This is a genomic window from Clostridium sp. AM34-11AC (genome assembly GCF_003435375.1).
Lineage (GTDB): Bacteria > Bacillota > Clostridia > Lachnospirales > Lachnospiraceae > Pilosibacter > Pilosibacter fragilis.
In genome coordinates this window covers 85,306-105,570 of record NZ_QWGL01000005.1, presented here as the reverse complement: position 1 = coordinate 105,570, position 20,265 = coordinate 85,306, and the positions used below count along the sequence as shown (strand labels likewise).

The 20,265-nt window shown below is 51.3% G+C and carries 15 protein-coding genes; 13 read left to right on the top strand and 2 right to left on the bottom strand.

What is annotated here, in order from left to right:
* Positions 1 to 177 precede the first annotated feature (177 nt).
* The 11 genes from nhaC (at position 178) to DW826_RS05415 (ending at position 13,760) form a co-directional block, all read left to right on the top strand.
* Positions 178 to 1,578, top strand: coding sequence for a Na+/H+ antiporter NhaC (nhaC, locus tag DW826_RS05465; RefSeq protein ID WP_117552246.1), 1,401 nt, complete (start codon positions 178 to 180; stop codon positions 1,576 to 1,578).
* A gap of 29 nt (positions 1,579 to 1,607) precedes the next feature.
* Complete coding sequence (locus DW826_RS05460; protein WP_117552269.1) at positions 1,608 to 2,486, top strand: MBL fold metallo-hydrolase; 879 nt, start codon at positions 1,608 to 1,610, stop codon at positions 2,484 to 2,486.
* A gap of 526 nt (positions 2,487 to 3,012) precedes the next feature.
* Positions 3,013 to 3,678 (top strand): GGDEF domain-containing protein, encoded by a 666-nt coding sequence (locus tag DW826_RS05455; RefSeq protein ID WP_242992090.1) that lies wholly within the window; start codon positions 3,013 to 3,015, stop codon positions 3,676 to 3,678.
* An 81-nt stretch (positions 3,679 to 3,759) separates the two neighbouring features.
* The gene (locus DW826_RS05450; protein ID WP_117471736.1) at positions 3,760 to 5,400 is read left to right on the top strand and encodes a response regulator; all 1,641 of its coding nucleotides are present in this window, start codon (positions 3,760 to 3,762) and stop codon (positions 5,398 to 5,400) included.
* A 20-nt stretch (positions 5,401 to 5,420) separates the two neighbouring features.
* The gene (locus DW826_RS05445) at positions 5,421 to 7,220 is read left to right on the top strand and encodes a sensor histidine kinase (protein ID WP_117552245.1); all 1,800 of its coding nucleotides are present in this window, start codon (positions 5,421 to 5,423) and stop codon (positions 7,218 to 7,220) included.
* A complete protein-coding gene (locus DW826_RS05440) occupies positions 7,210 to 8,181 on the top strand; it encodes a substrate-binding domain-containing protein (RefSeq protein ID WP_117469405.1) in 972 nt (323 codons plus the stop codon). Before DW826_RS05445 ends, DW826_RS05440 begins: the two co-directional genes overlap by 11 nt.
* 13 nt (positions 8,182 to 8,194) lie before the next feature.
* Positions 8,195 to 9,202, top strand: a complete 1,008-nt coding sequence (locus DW826_RS05435) for a galactose ABC transporter substrate-binding protein (RefSeq protein WP_117552244.1) — start codon at positions 8,195 to 8,197, stop codon at positions 9,200 to 9,202.
* A gap of 235 nt (positions 9,203 to 9,437) precedes the next feature.
* Positions 9,438 to 10,565, top strand: a complete 1,128-nt coding sequence (locus DW826_RS05430) for a galactose ABC transporter substrate-binding protein (protein WP_117469407.1) — start codon at positions 9,438 to 9,440, stop codon at positions 10,563 to 10,565.
* A 118-nt stretch (positions 10,566 to 10,683) separates the two neighbouring features.
* Positions 10,684 to 12,216: a sugar ABC transporter ATP-binding protein gene (locus tag DW826_RS05425; RefSeq protein ID WP_117469408.1), complete on the top strand. Its 1,533-nt coding sequence runs from the start codon at positions 10,684 to 10,686 to the stop codon at positions 12,214 to 12,216.
* A 19-nt stretch (positions 12,217 to 12,235) separates the two neighbouring features.
* Entirely contained in the window at positions 12,236 to 13,243 is a 1,008-nt protein-coding gene (locus DW826_RS05420) for a beta-methylgalactoside transporter (protein WP_117469409.1), read from the top strand.
* A 250-nt stretch (positions 13,244 to 13,493) separates the two neighbouring features.
* Positions 13,494 to 13,760 carry a hypothetical protein gene (locus DW826_RS05415; RefSeq protein ID WP_242992091.1) on the top strand — a complete coding sequence of 89 codons (267 nt, stop codon included), beginning with the start codon at positions 13,494 to 13,496 and terminating at the stop codon, positions 13,758 to 13,760.
* Positions 13,761 to 13,956: 196 nt separating this feature from the next.
* Here DW826_RS05415 and DW826_RS05410 read toward each other — a convergent pair whose 3' ends face one another.
* Both DW826_RS05410 and DW826_RS05405 read right to left on the bottom strand, forming a co-directional pair.
* Positions 13,957 to 16,662 carry a heavy metal translocating P-type ATPase gene (locus DW826_RS05410; protein ID WP_117552243.1) on the bottom strand — a complete coding sequence of 902 codons (2,706 nt, stop codon included), beginning with the start codon at positions 16,660 to 16,662 and terminating at the stop codon, positions 13,957 to 13,959.
* Between the two features lie 204 nt (positions 16,663 to 16,866).
* Entirely contained in the window at positions 16,867 to 17,802 is a 936-nt protein-coding gene (locus DW826_RS05405; RefSeq protein ID WP_015554201.1) for a ketopantoate reductase family protein, read from the bottom strand.
* 165 nt (positions 17,803 to 17,967) lie between these two features.
* Here DW826_RS05405 and DW826_RS05400 point away from each other — a divergent pair, with 165 nt between their 5' ends.
* A complete protein-coding gene (locus tag DW826_RS05400; protein WP_117483244.1) occupies positions 17,968 to 19,179 on the top strand; it encodes an MFS transporter in 1,212 nt (403 codons plus the stop codon).
* Positions 19,180 to 19,387: 208 nt separating this feature from the next.
* Positions 19,388 to 20,230: a 5-dehydro-4-deoxy-D-glucuronate isomerase gene (gene kduI, locus DW826_RS05395; RefSeq protein WP_117483243.1), complete on the top strand. Its 843-nt coding sequence runs from the start codon at positions 19,388 to 19,390 to the stop codon at positions 20,228 to 20,230.
* Positions 20,231 to 20,265: the final 35 nt, after the last annotated feature.

The window sequence follows — 20,265 nt, the reverse complement described above, 5'->3', positions numbered from 1 at the left end:
ATCGAATCATTCATATAAGCTGTTAAAAACAGCCGGAATCCAGTATTTCTGTGGGTTCCGGCTGTTTTAATTTGTGTGAGCTCTTGCAATTTTCCTGAATATTCGATATAATAATACAGCACTTTAAAGTTTAATGCTTTAAATTGAAAAATGAGTTTCAGGGGAGAGGAAATTGTTATGAGTGAAGAAAAGAAACTGAATATGCCTCAGTCGCTTCTGCTCCTGCTTCTGATCATTGGATCAGTCGCAGTCTGCATCCGGCTGAAGACGGGAGGACCGATGATCGGACTGTTTTTCAGCTGGATCATCATCTATCTGTTTTGTAAATGGTTAAAGATCAAATATGACCATGTTGTGAGTGGTGCCTACGACGCGATCCGTGTGGTCGTTCCGACACTATGTCTGCTTATGGCGATCGGCGTCATGATCGGTACCTGGCTCCAGAGCGGTACGATCGCCACGATCATCGCAGGCGGTCTGAAACTGATCGATCCAACCTGGCTCCTGCCGTTGACACTTGTATTCTGCGCCGTTTTAAGTCTTGTGACCGGAACATCCTACGGCTCGGTCGGAAGTGCCGGTGTCGCGATGATGGCGATTGGAAATGCGATGGGAATCAATCCTGGAATGGTGGCAGGCGCAGTCATCTGCGGTGCCATGTTCGGGGATAAGTTAAGCCCGCTCTCCGATACGACGAATCTTGCCCCGGCTGTTGCGGGCGCGAAGCTCAACGATCATGTGCGGTCCATGTTATGGACAACGCTGCCGACCTTTGTGATCAGCCTGGTCCTGTTTGTCATTCTCGGGATCAGTCAGACCTCCGGTGGTTATGAAGAGGGAAACCTTATTGTCTACACGGAGGCACTTCAGGGAGAATTTAAACTTGGTCTTGTGACATTGATCCCGGCGGCGGTTATCATTGTCCTGCTCTTATGTAAAGTCAACGCGATCGTATCCCTGGGACTGTCCTCGGTGTGCGCCGGTGCGGTTGCGTTCTTCTGCCAGGGCGCGACGCTCCAGAGCATCATCCGTGTTGCTTACAACGGCTATACGACCCAGATTGAGGAGGCTGTTCTGAAAACGATCTTAAACCGTGGCGGTATGAGCAGCATGCTGCAGTATGTGGCGATCATCTGTTTCGCGGTCGGAATGGGCGGCATGCTGGACAGATTGGGTGTTCTTGACAACATCCTGCGCGCGATCACCGGACGGATTAACAGCGATGGCGGCCTGATCTTCGCGACGCTCCTCGTCGGTTATATCACAAGCCTGATCAGCTGTTCCCAGCCGATGTCCCATGTCCTGACCGGAAACATGATGAAACCGTTGTTTAAGGAGAGAAAGATTGCCCCGGAGATTTTATCGAGAAGCCTGGAGGATGCGGGAACGCTCTCCGGACCGATGATCCCGTGGCATGGGTACTGCGTATACATGGCGGGAACGCTCGGCGTCGCTTGGTCTGCGTTCTTCCCATATCTGTTCCTGTTATATCTGACTCCGTTTTTCAGCATCTTTTACGGCTTTACCGGAATCTCGATCCGGCATGTGGAGGATGAAAACGAACAGAAGCAGGGATGAAGCGCGGAAGGGAAAAAGGAGAGAAAATCATGATGGAGACAAAACTTGTACTTCTCGGTACCGGAACGCCGAACGCGTGCCCGGATGCCAGCGGTCCGTCCTCTGCGGTCGTTGTTGGCGACCGGGCGTACCTCGTTGATTTCGGTCCGGGGGTCGTCCGCCAGGCGGCGAAGGCATACCGGAACGGGATCGACGCGCTTCGCCCGGACAGGCTGGTGACCGCGTTCTGCACACACCTGCACACGGATCACACGGCAGGATACCCGGACCTGATCTTTACCCCATGGGTCCTGGAGCGGAAAGAACCACTCCGGCTATTTGGACCGAAAGGGATCCGGGATATGACAGAGCATTTGCTAAAGGCCTACAAGGTGGATATTGATTTCCGGATCAACGGTTTTGAAAAGGCAAATGAAGTGGGATACCGGGTGGAAACACAGGAAATAACTTCCGGAGTTATCTACCGGGATGACCGTGTGACGGTCGAAGCCTTCCCGGTGAGCCATGGGACGCTTGAGAGCTATGGCTTCAAATTTACGACGCCGGACCGGGTGATCGTGATCAGTGGGGATACCGCGCCGCTTGAGATCGTTGCGGAAAAGGCAAAGGGCTGTGATATTCTTCTCCATGAAGTAGAATACACGGCAGGTCTTGCCGCGAGGGAACCGAAGTGGCAGAAATACCATCGGGAGGTTCACACCCTGAGTGTGGATCTTGCAGAGATCGCGAAGAAGGCAAGACCAAAGCTTCTCGTCACATACCACCGGATCTATCACATGGAGATCCAGGACAACACGGTGGATGTGGGAGCCGAGATGGCGAGAAGAAACGAGGCGATCCTTGAGGAGATACGGAATGCCGGTTACGAAGGTCCTGTGGTGAATGGAATGGACCTGGATGTCTTTTAGAAAACAGGCACTGACGTGCCAAAGATGCGCACTCTTTTTCGTTACAGCCCAATGTCTTAAAAACACCTGACCGCAGCATTGCCAGAAACAGTAGTAAGCAGTATAATGATATTTAATAAAAAACGAAGAGGACAGGCAAAACCACAGTTCAGGCTGGACCGGGACGGGAAAGGGCGCGCAAACCTACCGGAGGGCTGGCTTGACGATTATATGCTTCCACAGTATAATTATACGTAACAGCGTTGTCGCCGGAAGGCGGCGTGCCCGTTTAGTATCTGAAAGAGAGGAACCTGATATGCCGGATCTCTATTTTTTTCTTTGACGGTTATCAATTGTTTTGTCCTTGGGTTCATGTGTATGCTCGTCAATTTTAGTGAAGCGTTGTTTCCGAGACAGAGAAGGACTTTTCTGCTGACCTTCATCCTGATCGGCGTGATCTCAGTCCTTGAGCTGGTTACCGTGATAGTGGATGGGACTCCGGTAAGACTCCGCCCGGTCAATATCATGGCAAAGTACCCTGATCTCAGTGCTCTATTACATCTACTGCAATGAAATGTGGAACCAGCTGGATGGATTGACGGGACTCTTAAGCCAGAAGAGCTATCTGAACCGGACACTGAACCTCCAGCCGGAGGATAAGATGCTGATCGTCCTCGACCTCGACAATTTTAAGTACATCAACGATACATACGGTCATCAGGCGGGGGACCAGTGCCTGAAGGTGATCGCGGAATGTCTGAAAAAGGCGTATTCCCGCTATGGAAACTGTTACCGGATTGGCGGAGATGAGTTCTGCGTCCTGTTCAGGAAACCGGAGAAGGAAAAATACTGCAGGGAGAAATTTTACTGGATCATAGAAAAACAGAAAAAATCGCTGCATATGCTCCCAGGTGCCTCATACGGCAGTGCCCTGATCGAGGAGCAGGAGAGCATTTCCGACACAAAAGCGCGCGCGGACGCGAATATGTATGCGAATAAAAAAGCACGGAAACAGGCAAGGTGGCCGGGGCGGATGAAAAGGATGGAATACATGCAGGACCTTGTTGCGTTGAATAGAAAGAAAAGGACAGGAGGGGGCAGGCGCTCTGTAATCTTTGGAGCCGTTATGCTCCTTCTCTGCACTCCGGGTCTGGCAGGCTGTCAGAATGGGGAAACGGCGGTTTCCGAAAAGGAGCGATCAAGGCGGGCATGAACGGTCATATCGCAAAACTGACCGATGAGGCGGTCATCCGGAAGCATCTGGAACAGATCTTTTAAAAGATAGGAGCAGGAAATGGACTTATACAGAATTATCCTTGTGGATGACGAGGAGGAAGTGCGTAAGAGCATTATCCGCAAGATCGACTGGCAGGCGGTTGGATTTACCGTTGTCGGGGACGCGGAGAATGGGGAGGACGCGTTGGAGAAGATCGAAGCCTTAGAGCCGGACGTGGTCCTCACGGATATCCGGATGCCATACATGGACGGGCTGACGCTTGCGGAGAAGATCCGCCAGAGGTATCCATCGATGAAGATCGTCATTTTTTCCGGATATGATGATTTCGATTATGCGAAGCGCGCGATCAAGCTGAATGTGACGGAGTATATTTTAAAGCCCGTGAATGTGGAGGAGCTGACGGCGATCCTGAGGAGGATCCAGGAGAGCCTCGACGAGGAGATCGAGCAGAAGCGCGATGTGAGCCTTCTGCGGGAAAACTACAGACGCAGCCTGCCGATCCTGCGCGAGCAGTTCCTAAAGGATCTTGTGAGCCACCAGATGGACGGGAAAACGGTCAATGACCGCCTGGAACAGTACGATATCCCACTTGCGGGAGCGAAAAAGTGGATCTCCATTGCGGTGAAAGCGGAAATTTCCGAAGTGTCAGGGGAGCTGATCCTTCCGCTCCACGAGGAGCGGGAGCTGATCCCGATCTCTGTGATGCAGATCCTTGAGGAGAACCTGAAACCGTACTGCAGATTCTCCCTGTTCTCGTTCTCCGGGGCGGCTGACGCGGAGATCGCCGGGATCGTGGCGATCGATGAGAACAACTCCCAGACCAGCATGATCGACATCTTAAGCGATATCTGCAAGGAGATCCGGAAGATCTTGATGATCCCGGTAACGATCGGGATCGGGCACAGCCGGACGGAGCTCGGTCTGATCTGTGAGTCCTTCCGGTCAGCGCTCGATGCCTTGGGCTACTGCGCAATTGTCGGGAGCGGCAGTACGATCTACATCAACGATGTGGAGCCGGTGAACACCGGAAAGCTCCAGTTTACCGCGGAGGACGAGTCTGCCCTCATCCAGGCGGTAAAATTCGGTCCGGAGGAGAAGATAAGGTCCGTGGTATCCGGGATCATCGGAAGGATGTCTGACGCGAAGGTCCATGCGCGGCAGTACCAGACCTACATGTTCAGCACCGCGAACTGTCTGGTCCAGCTCATCCAGCAGTACGACCTGGAGATGGGAGTGCTTTTTGGGGATACCGGGATGGGGACGGACCCGTTTATGATGATCCGGCAGGTGATGAACCGGGAGAAGTTCTCAAAATGGCTTCTTGAGGCGGCACTCAGGATCAACGGGGCGATGGACCAGGAGCGTGACAATACGACGCGCCAGAGCATGGAGCGCGCGAAGCGGTATATCATGGAGAATTACCAGGATCCGGACTTGTCTGTGGAGCAGGTCTGCCGGACGCTGCACATGAGTCCCGCCTATTTTTCGACGATGTTCAAAAAAGCGACGGGGCAGACCTATATCGGTTACCTGACGGATGTGCGTCTCAATAAGGCTGTGGAGCTGTTGAATAAGACGGATGACAAGACCTATGTGATCGCGGCAAAGGTCGGCTACCAGGAACAGAATTATTTCAGCTACGTATTTAAGAAAAAATTCGGCGTTTCACCGACGAAATTCAGAGGAAGCCGGTCGTAGGGCCGGCGGGGGAGAGAGGTATGAAACCGGAAAATGAGGGCAGCTTTTTCAAACGGACCAGCATCCGCTATATGATCTTCGTCTACTTTACGGTGACAGCCCTGGCGGCGAGCATCTTTATCGGACTGTCCCTGTACAGCCGGATGTCAAAGCAGATGTCGGATACGATGCAGGAGGAGAACCAGATCCTGATCGACCAGCTGAACCGGTCTGTGGATGTGTGGCTCCGCGGAATCATGAAGCTTTCGGACACCACATACTACGGGATCGTAAAAAACACGGATCTGAGGAATGAGAGTGTCAACAAAGAGATGACGCTTCTCTACGACAACAACAAGGATAATGTCGAGAATATCGCCCTGTTTTCCAGAGACGGAGAGCTTTTGGAGGCCGTTCCCGCCACGAGACTCAAGACGGGGGTAGATCCGGCAGCGGAACCGTGGTTTGAGGCGGCGCTGAAAAAGACGGAGAATCTTCACTTCTCAGTCCCGCATGTCCAGCGGGTGTTCGACGCGGGGGAGAACCAGTACCGTTGGGTGATCTCGGCGGCGCGCGCGGTGGAGATCACGGAGGGCTCGTCCACGGAGCAGGGCGTTCTCCTCATCGACATCCGCTATGACAGCCTGGAACAGCTGTTTGACGGGATCACCCTGGGAAACGGCGGCTATGTCTATCTTCTCGGCGCGGATGGGGAGCTGATCTACCATCCGCAGTCCCAGCTGATCTACTCCGGGCTCGAGGATGAGAACCTTGAGGCGGCAGCGGAATACAGGGACGGGATCCATCGGGAGGAATATAAAGGAAAGGGGCGTGCCGTGACGGTCAAGACGGTCGGCTATACCGGCTGGAAGATCGTCGGGGCGGCGGCACTCGGCGGCGCATCCTTAAACGCGTTGAAGACAAGGATCCTGATCGTGTTTATTGTTGCCTTTGTCGTATTCATCCTCGCGGTCATCAATGCTTACATTTCCACGAGGATTACGACACCGATCGAAAAACTGGAGCGTTCTGTGAACGGGATTGAGGCGGGCAATCTGGAAACGGAAGTCTATGTGGGCGGTTCCTATGAGATCCGTCACCTCGGCACCTCCATCCGGAACATGACGACCCAGATCCGGCATCTGATGGATGACATCGTGGCGGAGCATGAATCCAAGCGGAAAAATGAATTTGATGTCTTACAGTCGCAGATCAACCCGCATTTCCTTTACAACACCCTCGATATCATCGTCTGGATGATCGAGAATGAGAAACAGGCGGACGCGGTGAAGGTCGTGACGGCGCTCGCCAGATTCTTCCGGATCAGCTTAAGCCGTGGGAAGAGCATTATTCCCGTTCGGGATGAGCTGGAACATGTGAGAAACTATCTGATGATCCAGCACATGCGGTTTAAGAACCGTTTTACTTATGAGATCGAGGCGGATGAGGATGTCATGGAGCTCGCGAGCGTGAAGCTGATCCTCCAGCCGCTCGTGGAGAATGCGGTCTATCACGGAATGGAGTTTATGGACGGTGATGGGGAGATCCGGATCCGGGTGTACCGGGACGGGGAGGATCTTTATATGAAGGTTTCCGACAACGGACTCGGGATGACGAAGGAGCAGGTGAAAGGCATGTTCACGGATAAGCCGCATGTGAAGTCCGGAAGCGGCTCCGGGATCGGGGTGCGGAACGTCAATGAGAGGATCCGGCTGTATTTTGGACAGGAATACGGTCTGTCCATCGAATCCGAGCTCGATGAGGGGACGGTCGTGACGATCCACATGCGGGCGGTGCCTTACGCTGAGACGGCAGAGAGGGAAAAGATCCATGTCAAATAGAGAAAAAATCAGCTGGTGTGCCGGCGTCCTTCTCCTTGTGGCGCTCTATCTGCTGTCGTCCACGGATCTGATCATCAAGGAGAAAAAGAGGGAGATCTGCCGGATCTCTGTTATCATAGACAACGTGAATGACAACTATTATGGGAGCTTCCGCGCGGGCATGGATATGGCGGAGAAGAAGTATCAGGCGGATGTCAATTTCATCACGCTGTACGCGGAAAATGATGAGGAACAGCAGGAAGAACTGATCGTCCGTGAAATAAAGGACGGAGCGAATGCGATCATCCTTGCGCCGGTCCGCGAGGATCTCGCGGTCATGAAGCTCGACGAGATCTCACCGGGCTGTCCGGTGATCTTTCTTGGTTCCACGGCGATCAACAGCTCGGTGGCGTGCTCCATCTCTGTGGACCGCTACGAGATGGGACGGACGCTTGGGGAGAAGATTGCGGAGAGCGAGGATCCGGCTGTGCCGGTATGCCTGTTCTCCGAGGGAATGGCGTACACGGGGAACCTTGACGCGTATGACGGGATCCGCTCTGTGCTGGACCCAGCCGGTTTTACCGTACGTCTGATCGAGAAAAAGTCAGAGGACACATACCGCAAGGCTATCGAGGAAACGGTATATCCGGAGAGCGGTGATTTTATGGCGGTCGGCATGGATGTTGGTGCCTTATCCGAGCTTGCGGATATCCTGGAGGGCAGCAGTGTGTACCGGGAGCATGTGACGGCCCTTTACGGGATCGGGAGCACGACGGCGCTCTTAAACCAGCTCGACCGGGGGATCGTCAAGGGTCTGATGGCATGGAACCGGTTCGACGAGGGGTATTTAAGTGTTGAAAAGGCGGTTCAGGCAGCTGGGGGAGAGTGGAAGGAAAAACGGATCACATTGACACCGGAGTATATCGACGGGGAGATCTTAAGGAGTGGGATTTTCGAAAAGATGCTATATCCGATGGAATAGGGGGGAGGCAGGTATGAAAAAGGGAAATGTTCTGATCCTTGCCATTGCGGCGACGGCGCTTCTCGGGGGAAGCGCCTGGCTGTACGCGAAAAAGACCGGAGGACATGAGGAAAAAAAGACGTCCCTGCGGATCGGTGTCCTGCTATACCGTGGGGATGACACATTCATCGGCACCCTCCGGAATTCCATGGAGCAGGCGGCGAAGGAATATGAAAAGGAGACCGGAGTCCGCGTGACGCTGGATGTCCGGGATGCGAAGAGAAATCAGCTCACGCAGAACAGCCAGGCAGAACGCATGATCGGTCTTGGCTGCGACGTGCTCTGCGTCAATATGGTGGACCGTTCCGCCGCGTCCGGCGTGATCGATCAGGCCATGGAGTCGGATATTCCCATTGTCTTTTTCAACCGGGAGCCGGTCGCGGAGGACATGAACCGCTGGGAGAAACTATACTATGTAGGGGCGGACGCAAAGGAGTCCGCGGTGCTGGAGGGGCAGATCCTCGTAGACGCCTACCGGAAGAATCCGTCCACCCTTGACCGGAACGGGGACGGGGTTGTTTCGTATGTCCTCCTTGAGGGGGAGACGAACCACCAGGATTCCCTGATCCGTACAGAGTGGTCCATCGAGACCCTGAAGGACGGCGGTGTTCCGATCGAGAAGATCACAGGCGGGATCGCGAACTGGGAGAGAAACCAGGCCTCGGCCCTCATGGAACAGTGGCTTTCGGATTATGGGAACAAGATCGAGCTTGTGCTCTGCAACAATGATGACATGGCTCTCGGTGCGAGCGATGCCATCGAGCGGGCGGGGATCGTCGCCGGGACGATCAAGCTTGTCGGGATCGACGGGACACCGGCCGGTCAGGAGGCGTTCCGCGAGGGAAAACTCTTTGGGACGGTTGAATCCAGCAAGGATGTCTACGCGAAGAGGATCTTCGATACAGCGGAGGAGCTCGCAATGGGAAAAGAGGTGACCCAGGAAAAATATTTCTGGTGTCCCCAGCATGTCATCGCTAACTGACATCATTTTTTACAGGCATGTGCCGACTCGCACATGCCTGTACTGTTATATTTAAGCTGATTTCTGCCATGATATGACAAAAAATTGTGGTTTTTTTACAGGAATCAAAGAATTTTAATAATTTATCATAAAAAATAGTATGGAAAAATGCACAAAGGCAGGCTATAATGAATTCATCGTTAAGGAAAAATGCCTAAACGGTCAAAATTATTTTTTGAATGGGAGGATTCAAAACATGAGAATGACAAAGAAAGTAACAGCAATGGCACTGGCTTCCATGATGGCCCTGTCTTTAGCAGGATGCGGAGGAAGCTCTTCCACAACAGCAACAACAGCAGCAGCTACTGAGGCAGCAAAAGAGACAACAGCAGCAGCTACCGAGGCAGCAAAAGAAGCTGCAACAACAGCTGCAGCCGCAGCAGCAACCACAGATGTAGCAGACAAGAAAGTCGGCATCAGCATCTACAAGTTCGATGATAACTTCATGACTCTTTACAGAACAGAGTTAGTTCGCTACTTAACAGAGGACCTTGGATTCAAGGCTGAGAACGTAGTCGTTCAGGATGGTAAGGGCGATCAGGCAGAGCAGACAAACCAGATCCAGAACTTCATCACACAGAAATATGACGTTCTGATCTTAAACCTTGTACAGGCTTCTTCCGCACCGGAGATCACAGATATGTGTAAAGAAGCTGGTATCCCGGTTGTTTACATCAACCGTGAGCCGGACGCAGCAGAAGAAGAGAGATGGGAATCTGAAGGTCTTAACGCTACATACGTAGGATGTGACGCAAGACAGTCCGGTACATACCAGGGCGAAGAGATCCTTGAGACTGCAAACAAGGGCGATATCAACGGCGATGGCAAAGTTTCCTACATCATGATCCAGGGTGACCCGGAGAACGTAGATGCTCAGTACAGAACAGAGTTCTCTGTTAAGGCTCTTACAGACGCAGGAATGGAAGTTGAGGAGCTCTTAAAACAGCGTGGTGACTGGGATCAGGCTAGGGCTCAGCAGATCGCACAGGACGCTTTAAACCAGTACGGCGACAAGATCGAAGTAATCTTCTGCAACAACGATGCAATGGCACTTGGTGCATTACAGGCAATCGAAGCAGCAGGACGTAAAGTTAACGAGGATATCTACCTTGTAGGCGTTGACGCTCTGACAGAGGCTGTTCAGAACGTAATCGACGGCAAGCAGACAGGTACTGTATTCAACAACCACTTCGCACAGGCTCAGGCAGCAAGCGATATCGCTGTTAAGTTCTTAAGCGGTGAGAAAGTTGACGCAGTCAACATGGTTAACTACGAGAAGGTTACTCAGGATAACGCTCAGGAAATCCTTGATATGTTAAAGTAATTGATACTGTAACAAATGAGAACCGGGTGTGTCTGGCACACCCGGTTCTCTGAACTTAAAACTTAAAAAAATATGCCACCCGGAGATGCGGGGGAGTGTATCTGAAAGGAGTTTTGGGATGGCAGAACAGTACAGACTCGAAATGAGAGGAGTCAAAAAAACCTTCCCAGGTGTTAAGGCACTTGACGGAGTAAATTTACGGGTTCGCCCCGGAACGGTCCACGCACTGATGGGAGAGAACGGTGCCGGAAAATCGACACTGATGAAATGTCTTTTCGGAATCTATAAAATGGATGAAGGCGAGGTCTATATCGACGGCGTCAAGACGGAGATCGCAAACCCGGATGACGCGCTGAAAAAAGGACTTGCCATGGTTCATCAGGAGCTTCAGCCGATTCCGGAGCGCTCCATCGCTGAGAATATGTATCTTGGACGGTATCCGATGAAAAACTACGGACCGGTCAAGGTCGTTGATCATGCGACGATGAACAAAGAAGCTGAGAAATGGCTTCGGGATGTCAAGATGGATTTTGACCCGAAAGCAAAACTCGGCACATTATCAATCGGACAGATGCAGTCAGTAGAGATCGCAAAAGCGGTCAGCCAGAGTGCAAACCTTGTAATTCTGGATGAGCCGACCTCCTCACTGACTGATAACGAGGTAGAAGCATTATTCCGGATCATCAGAGACCTGAAATCCAGAGGTGTTTCTATGATATATATCAGCCACAAGATGGCTGAGATCCGCCAGATCTCCGACGATATCACGATCATGCGCGACGGTACATACGTTGGAACCTGGGCGATCGAGGATATCTCCGATGAGGAGATCGTAAAACAGATGGTTGGACGTGAATTAAATAACGTCTATCCGCCGAAGGATGATTACCGGACGGATGAGACGGTCTTAAAGGTCAGCCACCTGACAAGTATTCTGCCGAATTCCTTCAAGGACTGCTCTTTTGAATTAAAGAAAGGTGAGATCCTGGGCTTTGGCGGACTGGTAGGAGCGCAGAGAACCGAGCTTATGGAAGCGATCTTTGGAATGCGCCACATTGAGAGCGGTACCGTGGAGATCCTCGGAAAAGAGACTCACATCAAGAGACCGCAGGATGCGATCAACAGCTCCGTCGGAATGATCACAGAGGATCGACGCGGAAACGGTATCTTCGGATGCCTGAGCATCGATGACAATACTGCGATCGCTTCCTACAAGAATTACACCCATATGGGTAAGATCAACAAAAAAGAAGTCGATGCGGTCGTAAAGGACAGCATTGCGAAATTAAAGATCAAGACACCGAGCGGAAAGACGCTGATCCAGTCTCTCTCCGGTGGCAACCAGCAGAAAGTAATTATCGCAAGATGGCTTGCAAACAATCCTGATATCCTGATCATGGATGAGCCGACCCGTGGTATCGACGTCGGAGCCAAATACGAGATTTATCAGATCATGATCGATCTCGTAAAACAGGGCAAATCCATCATTATGATCTCGTCGGAAATGCCGGAGTTGATCGGTATGTCCAACCGAATCATCGTAATGTGCAACGGTCACATCACCGGTGAGGTGGAAGGAGAAGACGCAACTCAGGAGAAGATCATGTCCTTTGCCACAAAATTCACTTTAAGCGGCAAGGAAAACAAGTAGATTACAGGGAGGTTCAGTCATGACAGCGAAAAAAGTAAGTGCAAAAGATTTCCTTATCAATAATGGAATCATCGTCGTTCTTTTATTACTTGCAGTATTTACTGCGATCAAGCAGCCTACATTCTTTTCACGCGGCAACTTAATCAACATCGCATTAAACGTAGCTCCGCGATTCATCATCGCCTGCGGTGTATCCGGATGCTTAATTACAAAAGGTACAGACCTTTCCGCAGGACGTATGGTTGGTCTTTCTGCCTGCTTAGCAGGTACCTTACTTCAGAAGCCGGATTACAGCGGCAAGTTCTTCCAGAACCTTCCGGATTTCGGAAATGCCTGGGGCTTATGGGTTCTCGCGGTTCTTCTGATCTGTGTGGCAATTTGCTGTATCTTTGGTTTCATCAATGGCATCGTAATTTCTTACTTACAGGTTCCGGCCTTCATCGGAACACTTGGTATGCAGCTGATCGTTTACGGTGTCTGCCTTGTTTACACAAACGCGACTCCGATCGGTGGTTATCATAACGCATACACAGCAGTAGCAAAAGGAAAACTCTTTGGCGCGATCCCGTTCCTGTTCCTGATCGCCCTTGCGGTTGGTCTTGTTATGTGGTTCATCTATAACATGACTCCTCATGGAAAATATATGTATGCGATCGGCGGCAACGAGCAGTCCGCAGAGGTTTCCGGTGTAAACACTAAGAAGACAAAGATCATCATCTACATGACAGCGGCAGCTCTTTACGCACTGGGCGGCTTCCTTGTAGGAGCAAAATCCGGTGGTTCCTCCGTTAACATGGGCCAGGGCTGGGAGCTTGAGGCCATCGCAGCCTGCACCATCGGCGGTGTATCCGTAAACGGTGGTATCGGACGTATCTCCGGTGTTCTTATCGGTGTTCTTGTATTCGAGATCTTAAAGACCTGCTTACAGTACCTTGGTGTTGATACAAACTACCAGTACATCGCACAGGGTATCGTTATCGTAGTTGCGATTGCGCTTGATATCAGAAAGTACATTGCAAAGAAGTAATAGACTGACTGTTTCGGTACAGTTAAAAAACGGGCGGAGGACGAGTTCCAACGCCCGTTTTTGCACACTCGCGCGAAGATGCAGATTGTTGGAAACGGCCGTGCGAGACGCTCGGGTGTACCGCGGCACATTTTTGCGTACATCATGTATCAGAAAGAAAATACCGATGGCTGGTTTTAGCAGCCTGCCTCATGGAAAGAAAGCCGGAGCGGTTTGATAAAACCTGCACCGGGAGAGTGGAGGTGAAGGAATGGAAGAAGAGATTGAGAAGGTCAGCGGAATCGGAACAGTGACCGAAGCCGCAGAAAAGGCTGTGGAGGCCTTTGGTGAGAAGACTTTAGAAGAACTCACTGAAGAGAATAAACGGCTGCAGGAGGAAAATGAGCGCCTGAAGAACAGATCCATAAAAGAACGGATGTACGATAAGATCAATGTGTCGGTGCGGACCATTGATATCTTTATCGGGTGCATGTGCGTATTGTTTGTGGCTGTTGTGGTGATGGGGATGCTGAAGTAAGAGAGTGAAGCGCTGACAGAGATCATGCCCGCCGCAGCCTAAACATTCAACGACAGGAAAAGATCCTGATGCCAGAAACTGAAACTATCGAAGTGGATAACAAAAAAGCTCTGGAGAACGATATGAGAAAGGTTCTCCAGGGCTTTTCTTTGTCTTGTCTGCTGATTCCCTAAAGAGGAAAATTACAGCAGGAGTCTTATTTCTTATAAAGAATTCTGATGGAATTCAGCACGCAGAGGATCGCGACACCGGTGTCGGCGAATACCGCGAGCCACATGGAGGCGATTCCCATGAGACCTAAGATCATGACAAGAGCTTTTACCGCAAGGGCGAATACCACATTCTGGTTGGAGATCGCGCCTGTGCTTCTCGCGATCTTGATGGCTTCCGAAATGGCATCCATGCTTGATGTCATGAAGACGACATCGGCGGCCTCGATGGCTGCGTCAGCGCCGCTTCCCATAGCTGCGCCTACATCAGCGCCTGCAAGTACCGGTGCGTCGTTGATTCCGTCACCGACGAACATTGCGCTTCCGTTCTCCGCGCGGAGCTTCTGCAAGATCTCGAGCTTATCAGCCGGGAGAAGCTTTGCGTATACATTGTCGATTCCGACCTCGGCGGCTACCGCCTCAGCGGCTGCCTCGCCGTCGCCGGTGAGCATAGCGGAGCGGATCCCCATGGATTTTAAGGACCTGATGGCATCCTTTGCCTCCGGCTTGATCGTATCGGCGATCTGGATCGTTCCTGCAAGCTTTCCGTTTACCGATATATAGACGGTGGTGACAGCACCGTTCTCATCGTAAGCACCGCAGTCCACGTTAAACTCGGTGAGAAGCTTTCTGTTTCCGCAGAGCACTTCGCCCTGGGAGAGCCTTGCATGGATGCCTTTGCCGGAGATCTCCTCGATCTCGGCGGGCTTTTCGATCACAAGTTTCTGATCCTTTGCAGCAGAGACGATGCTGATTCCGATCGGATGAGTAGATGCGGTCTCGCATGCTGCCGCGATCTGAAGGATTTCCTGCTCGGAAGCTGTGCCTGCCGGAAGGATCGTCTGAACCACGAAGTTTCCTTTTGTGATGGTTCCTGTCTTATCCATGACAACCGTTTTTACAGCTTTCAGGTTTTCAAGTGCGATTCCACCTTTAAAGAGGATTCCTTTCTTGGAACCTGCGCCGATCCCGGAGAAGAATGCCAGCGGAACGCTTAAAACAAGGGCACACGGGCAGCTGATTACGAGGAAGGTAAGAGCTGTGTAGATCCAGTGGGACCAGTTTCCTGTAATTAAGGACGGAATGATCGCTGTCGCAGCCGCCAGGGCAACGACGAACGGGGTGTAAACTCGTGCAAATTTCGTGATGAAGCGCTCGGCCTGCGGCTTGCTGGCTGCGGCGTTCTCCACGGAATCGAGGATTCTTGTGACCATGGACTCGGAAAGTTCCTTCTCGACTCTCATCTTTAAGAGACCGGAAGTATTGACGCAGCCGGATGTCAGCTGGCTTCCGACCTTTACCGATACCGGGACAGGTTCACCTGTGATCGGTGACGTATCGATCCGGCTCTCGCCCTCTACGACAACGCCGTCAAGCGGAATGCGGTCGCCGGGACGGATCTCTACGATATTGCCGACAACGGCGGAACCGGCCGGAACCTCGCGGACAGTACCATTTTCGTCAAGAAGAACGGTCTCCGGCCGGAGATCAACGGCTTCCATGATCTGGCTGCGGCTCTTTTCAACCGCGCGGTGTTCGAATGCTTCACCGACCCGGTAGAAAAGCATAACTCCGACCGCCTCCCCAAACTGGCCGACACAGAAAGCACCGATGGTCGCGAGGCTCATCAAAAAGTTTTCGTCCATCACGTGGCCGGTCTTCATGTTTTTCAGGGCTGTTAAGAGAACTTCCCGTCCAAGGATCAGGTAGGCGATCACAAAGCATATGGCGGAGATCTGCGGCATGGAGTGGGAGAGAAGCTCTCCGACGATGAAGAGCAAGCCTCCGGCGATCAGCTCCGGAAGATCATGGGCATGCTTGTCGTTACTGTTTGCATCTGCCGGTTTTCCTTCCTCGCGGACCTCGATGATGGTGCCTGGTTCGATCTTGTCTGCAATCTCCTGCATCTTCGGGAGCAGCTTTGTTCCTTCAGAAGAGTAGACCCGGAGCTGTCTCGTCGCGAAAGTCAAAATACAGTCATCGACTTCCGGGAGCTCCTGGATTTTTTTCTCGATCTTTGCGGAGCAGTTTGCGCAGTCGATGTTTTTCATTACATAGACGGTGCAGATCGCTTTCGGATTCTTTGGGCGGACCTCAATGACGGTGCCGGGCTCGATCTGATCAGCAATCTCCTGCATCTTCGGGAGCAGCTTTGTTCCCACGGAAGAGTAGACCCGGAGCTGTCTCGTCGCGAAAGTCAAAATACAGTCATCGACTTCCGGGAGCTCCTGGATCTTTTTCTCGATCTTTGCGGAGCAGTTCGCGCAGTCGATGTTTTTCATCACGTAGACCACACAGGTGGATTTCGGTGCCGGACCGTGGTGGTGTTCGGCGTGCTCGTGATGATGATCGTGTTCGGAGCAGCAGCCATCGTCATCGTCGTGATGATGGTGATGTTCACAGCCGCAGTGCTCTTCATGTTCGTCATCATCATGACCTTCGTGATGATGGTGTCCGCAGTCGCAGTGCTCTTCATGCTCGTCACCATGTTCCTCGTGATGGTGATGGTGCCCACAGCCGCAGTGCTCTTCATGCTCGTCATCATGCTCATCGTGATGGTGATGGTGTCCACAGCCGCAATGCTCTTCGTGCTCGTCATCATCATGCTCATCGTGATGATGGTGTCCGCAGCAGCAAACCTCTTCGTCCTCGTGGTCTGCTGACTTCTGCTTGGATTTTTCTAATTCCTCCATAGAGTAGACCTCCTCAGAATTATAATTTTTAATTATCATATTAACATATGAACCATCGTTCATATGTTAAATATAGTACAGCTCTATGGGAAATGCAAGACTGTTTTTTGATATTAGGAAAAGAATTAAGAAAATAAGGTGGGAGAGCAGAAAAAGCTGCCTGGCGATATTCCGCAGGCAGCTTTGGCTATGTACGTATAAATATTAGATTTCCTTAAACATCCGCGCCTCGATCAGATGGATTCCGTGAAGGAAACACTCGCAGACCGGAGTCTCAACGCCAAGCTCTTTTCCGAGGCGGACAACCGTTCCGGCGAACATATCGACTTCCGTGCGTTTTCCGACCTCAAGATCCTGAAGCGTTGACGGCTTATTTTCATAAGGAAGACGTCCGAGCGTGTGCTCCTGACGGTCGATCTCATTCTGACCGATATCAATGCCCAACTTATTTGCAATGCGGATCACTTCCCACATGGCCTTGTGGCGGAAGAAATTGGCGTCATCGTTCTTCTGGAATGCTCCGAAGGGAACGCCGAACATGGCGCATGTCATATTCTCGGCAACGTTGCACATGAACTTGAACCAGATTCCTTTTAACATATCTGCATCGATCTTGTAGTCGATCCCACAGAGATCAAAAAGACTCTTCACAGCGAGAACATTCCCGGAATAGTGTTCCGGATCATTCTTAAGATCGCCGAAGTGGATCAGACCCTTATGCGGATCGAACTCCGTCTTTCCGTCCTTCATGACAATGCTGATCCGCATATAGGAGTACAGCAGATGTTCGCTGCCGTAGACGGCGGCGATCTGTTTTTCGCTCTCCACACCATTTAATACGGAGAGGATGATCGTATCTTTGCCAACCTGATTTTTAATATCCCTGATCGCCTGCTCCAGGTCATATCCCTTTACCGCAATGATAACGAGATCTGCCGGATCCCCCTCGACATCAGGTGTGATGATCGGAAAACGGTAATTGATCGTATTGACTGTTACCCCTTTTCGCTCCAGACGCTCTTTTCTTGCGCCGTCTGCAAGGATCCGGAAATCAGCCCCCAGCTTTTCTGAGATACGCGGTGCGAAAAATACCCCCATCGCACCGAGACCGATCAACGTCACCTTCTTTATGTCCTTCATAACTCCCTTTTCCTCCTTAAAAGTAAAACAAGCTGCGTTCCTTCTATTGTATAGTAAGACCGTTGGGGTGTCAACGAAAACAACCTTGTCTTTAGGGATAAAAGATGATATGATGGAAAAGTATGGAGAAAAATTAACAAATATGTGTGGGGGAGAGAATACTGGATGGAAATCACAAAAGAAGATAAACGGTCGGTGATCGACCACTGTTATCTGACCTATTTTATCAGCGGAATGGTCATCCTGATCTTCGGTGTCATTCTGCCAAACCTGATCGAGGAGAGAAATTTAAGCTTTACCGCGGCCGGCGGACTGCTTTCCTTTCTGGCGATCGGAAATTTATGTTCAAGCCTGGTATATCCGGTATTCTGTGGGATGATGTCCCAGAAGACGGCGGTAGTCGTACTGGCGGTCCCCTATCCGGTGTGCCTCTTCCTGTTTACAATGGGACTTCCGGTCCCGGTGCTTTATGTGATGATCTTCCTGATCGGAATCACGAAGGGCATGATCACGATCATCAACAATCATGCGATCCGTCAGGTGACGGGAAGTTCCAATCAATATCTGAATCTGCTTCATATGTGGTATGCGGTGGGGGCTTTCCTGTCCCCATTCGTTACGATGCTCCTCATGGGAGCGGGTATGAACTGGAAGACGATCCTTCGCCTCCTTGCAGTCCTCACGGTTCTCATCGTTCTTTCCTACGCCACAATGGATTACAGAAAGATCGAAAAAGAGGTGGAGAAGAAGGCGGGAGAGGAGAACGGCGGATCGTCGATGACAAAAGAAAAATTCTGGTTTTTAAAGAACACGGGATTCCTTCTGGCGGTTGGGGCATTGTTCTTCTATATGGGCCTTGAAAACTCCGTAAACGGATGGTTTGTTACTTATTTAAAAAGTACCGGCTTTATGTCCACAAGTCTTGCGACTGTGATGGTATCCGTGACCTGGATCATGATCATGATCGGAAGGATCGTCATTGCGTCCATCTCAAAGAGCGTGCCGCCGGCAAAGATTCTGGCAGTGATCTCCGCACTCCAGTTTGTCTCGGTATTGATCCTTGTCTTCGCGGATCATACCACAATGGCAGTGGCGGCCCTGATCCTTTTAGGACTTGGAATGGCGGGGGCGTTTCCGACAACTACGGCCTTTACCGGCGATCTCATGGGAAATTCCCCACTTGGAATGTCAGTGTTTACAGGGATCGGTTCCCTCGGCGGGATCCTTACCCCGCAGGTCATTGGAGTCCTTGCGGATAAGCTTGGATTCCAGGCGGCGATCCTGTTTTTAGTGCTGGACGCATTCCTGCTGGCACTTTTTGGAGCCGGGGCTCTGAGATATGCCACTAATCAGAAAATTCAAGTCGAACGTCCGTGAGACCTGGCGCTTGATTCTGGTCAGTAAAGCTGACATATCACTGTGCATCCTCGCGGAGCATTTATCTCAGTCAGAGACCTGACTCCCGCTGAGACAAATTTACTATTACTCACCACCTAAAAGAGGTGGGAGTCTTCTCGACTGAGATAAAAAAGTCAACCGGGATGGCATAAAAACCGTCCTGAATATAAATAAGGGGTAAAAACATATGGATATTCGTTATTCCGCAAATCAAAGAGACGTAAAACGCTACACAACCGAAGAACTTCGGGATGAGTTCCTGATTCAGGATCTCTACCATCCGGATGAGGTGGTATCCGTATACTCCCACGTGGACCGCATGGTGACATTGGGATGTATGCCGGTGAAAGAACATGTCTCCATTGAAAAGGGGATCGACTGCTGGAAAAATTTCGGTACCCACTATTTCCTTGAGCGCCGCGAGATCGGAATCTTCAATATCGGAGGTGCCGGATCCATCACAGCGGACGGAATGGAGTACCGCCTTGGCTATAAAGACTGCCTGTACATCACAAAAGGCACAAAGGAAGTGATCTTTTCCAGTGACAGTGAGGAGACTCCGGCAAAATTTTACATGGTGAGTGCGCCGGCCCACACGTCCTACGAGACAAAGCTGATCACCTTGAAGGATGCCGCAAAGCGCCCGCTGGGTGATGCCAATACTTCCAATAAGAGAGTCATCAACCAGTTCATTCATCCGGATGTGCTGAAAACATGCCAGCTTTCCATGGGAATGACAGCACTGGAGCCGGGCAGTGTCTGGAACAGCATGCCGTGCCACACCCATGAGCGCCGCATGGAGATCTACATGTACTTTGAAGTCCCGGAGAATCAGGTGGTCATGCACTTTATGGGTGAACCGACTGAGACGAGACACATCGTCATGAAAAATGAAGAAGCTGTGATCAGCCCGTCCTGGAGCATCCACTGCGGAGCAGGAACCTCCAACTACACCTTTATCTGGGCTATGGGCGGAGAGAATCAGGAGTTCGACGATATGGACAACATCGCTCCGATGGATTTAAAGTAAGATATCGCAGAGGCCGATAAAAAACTGATATAAAA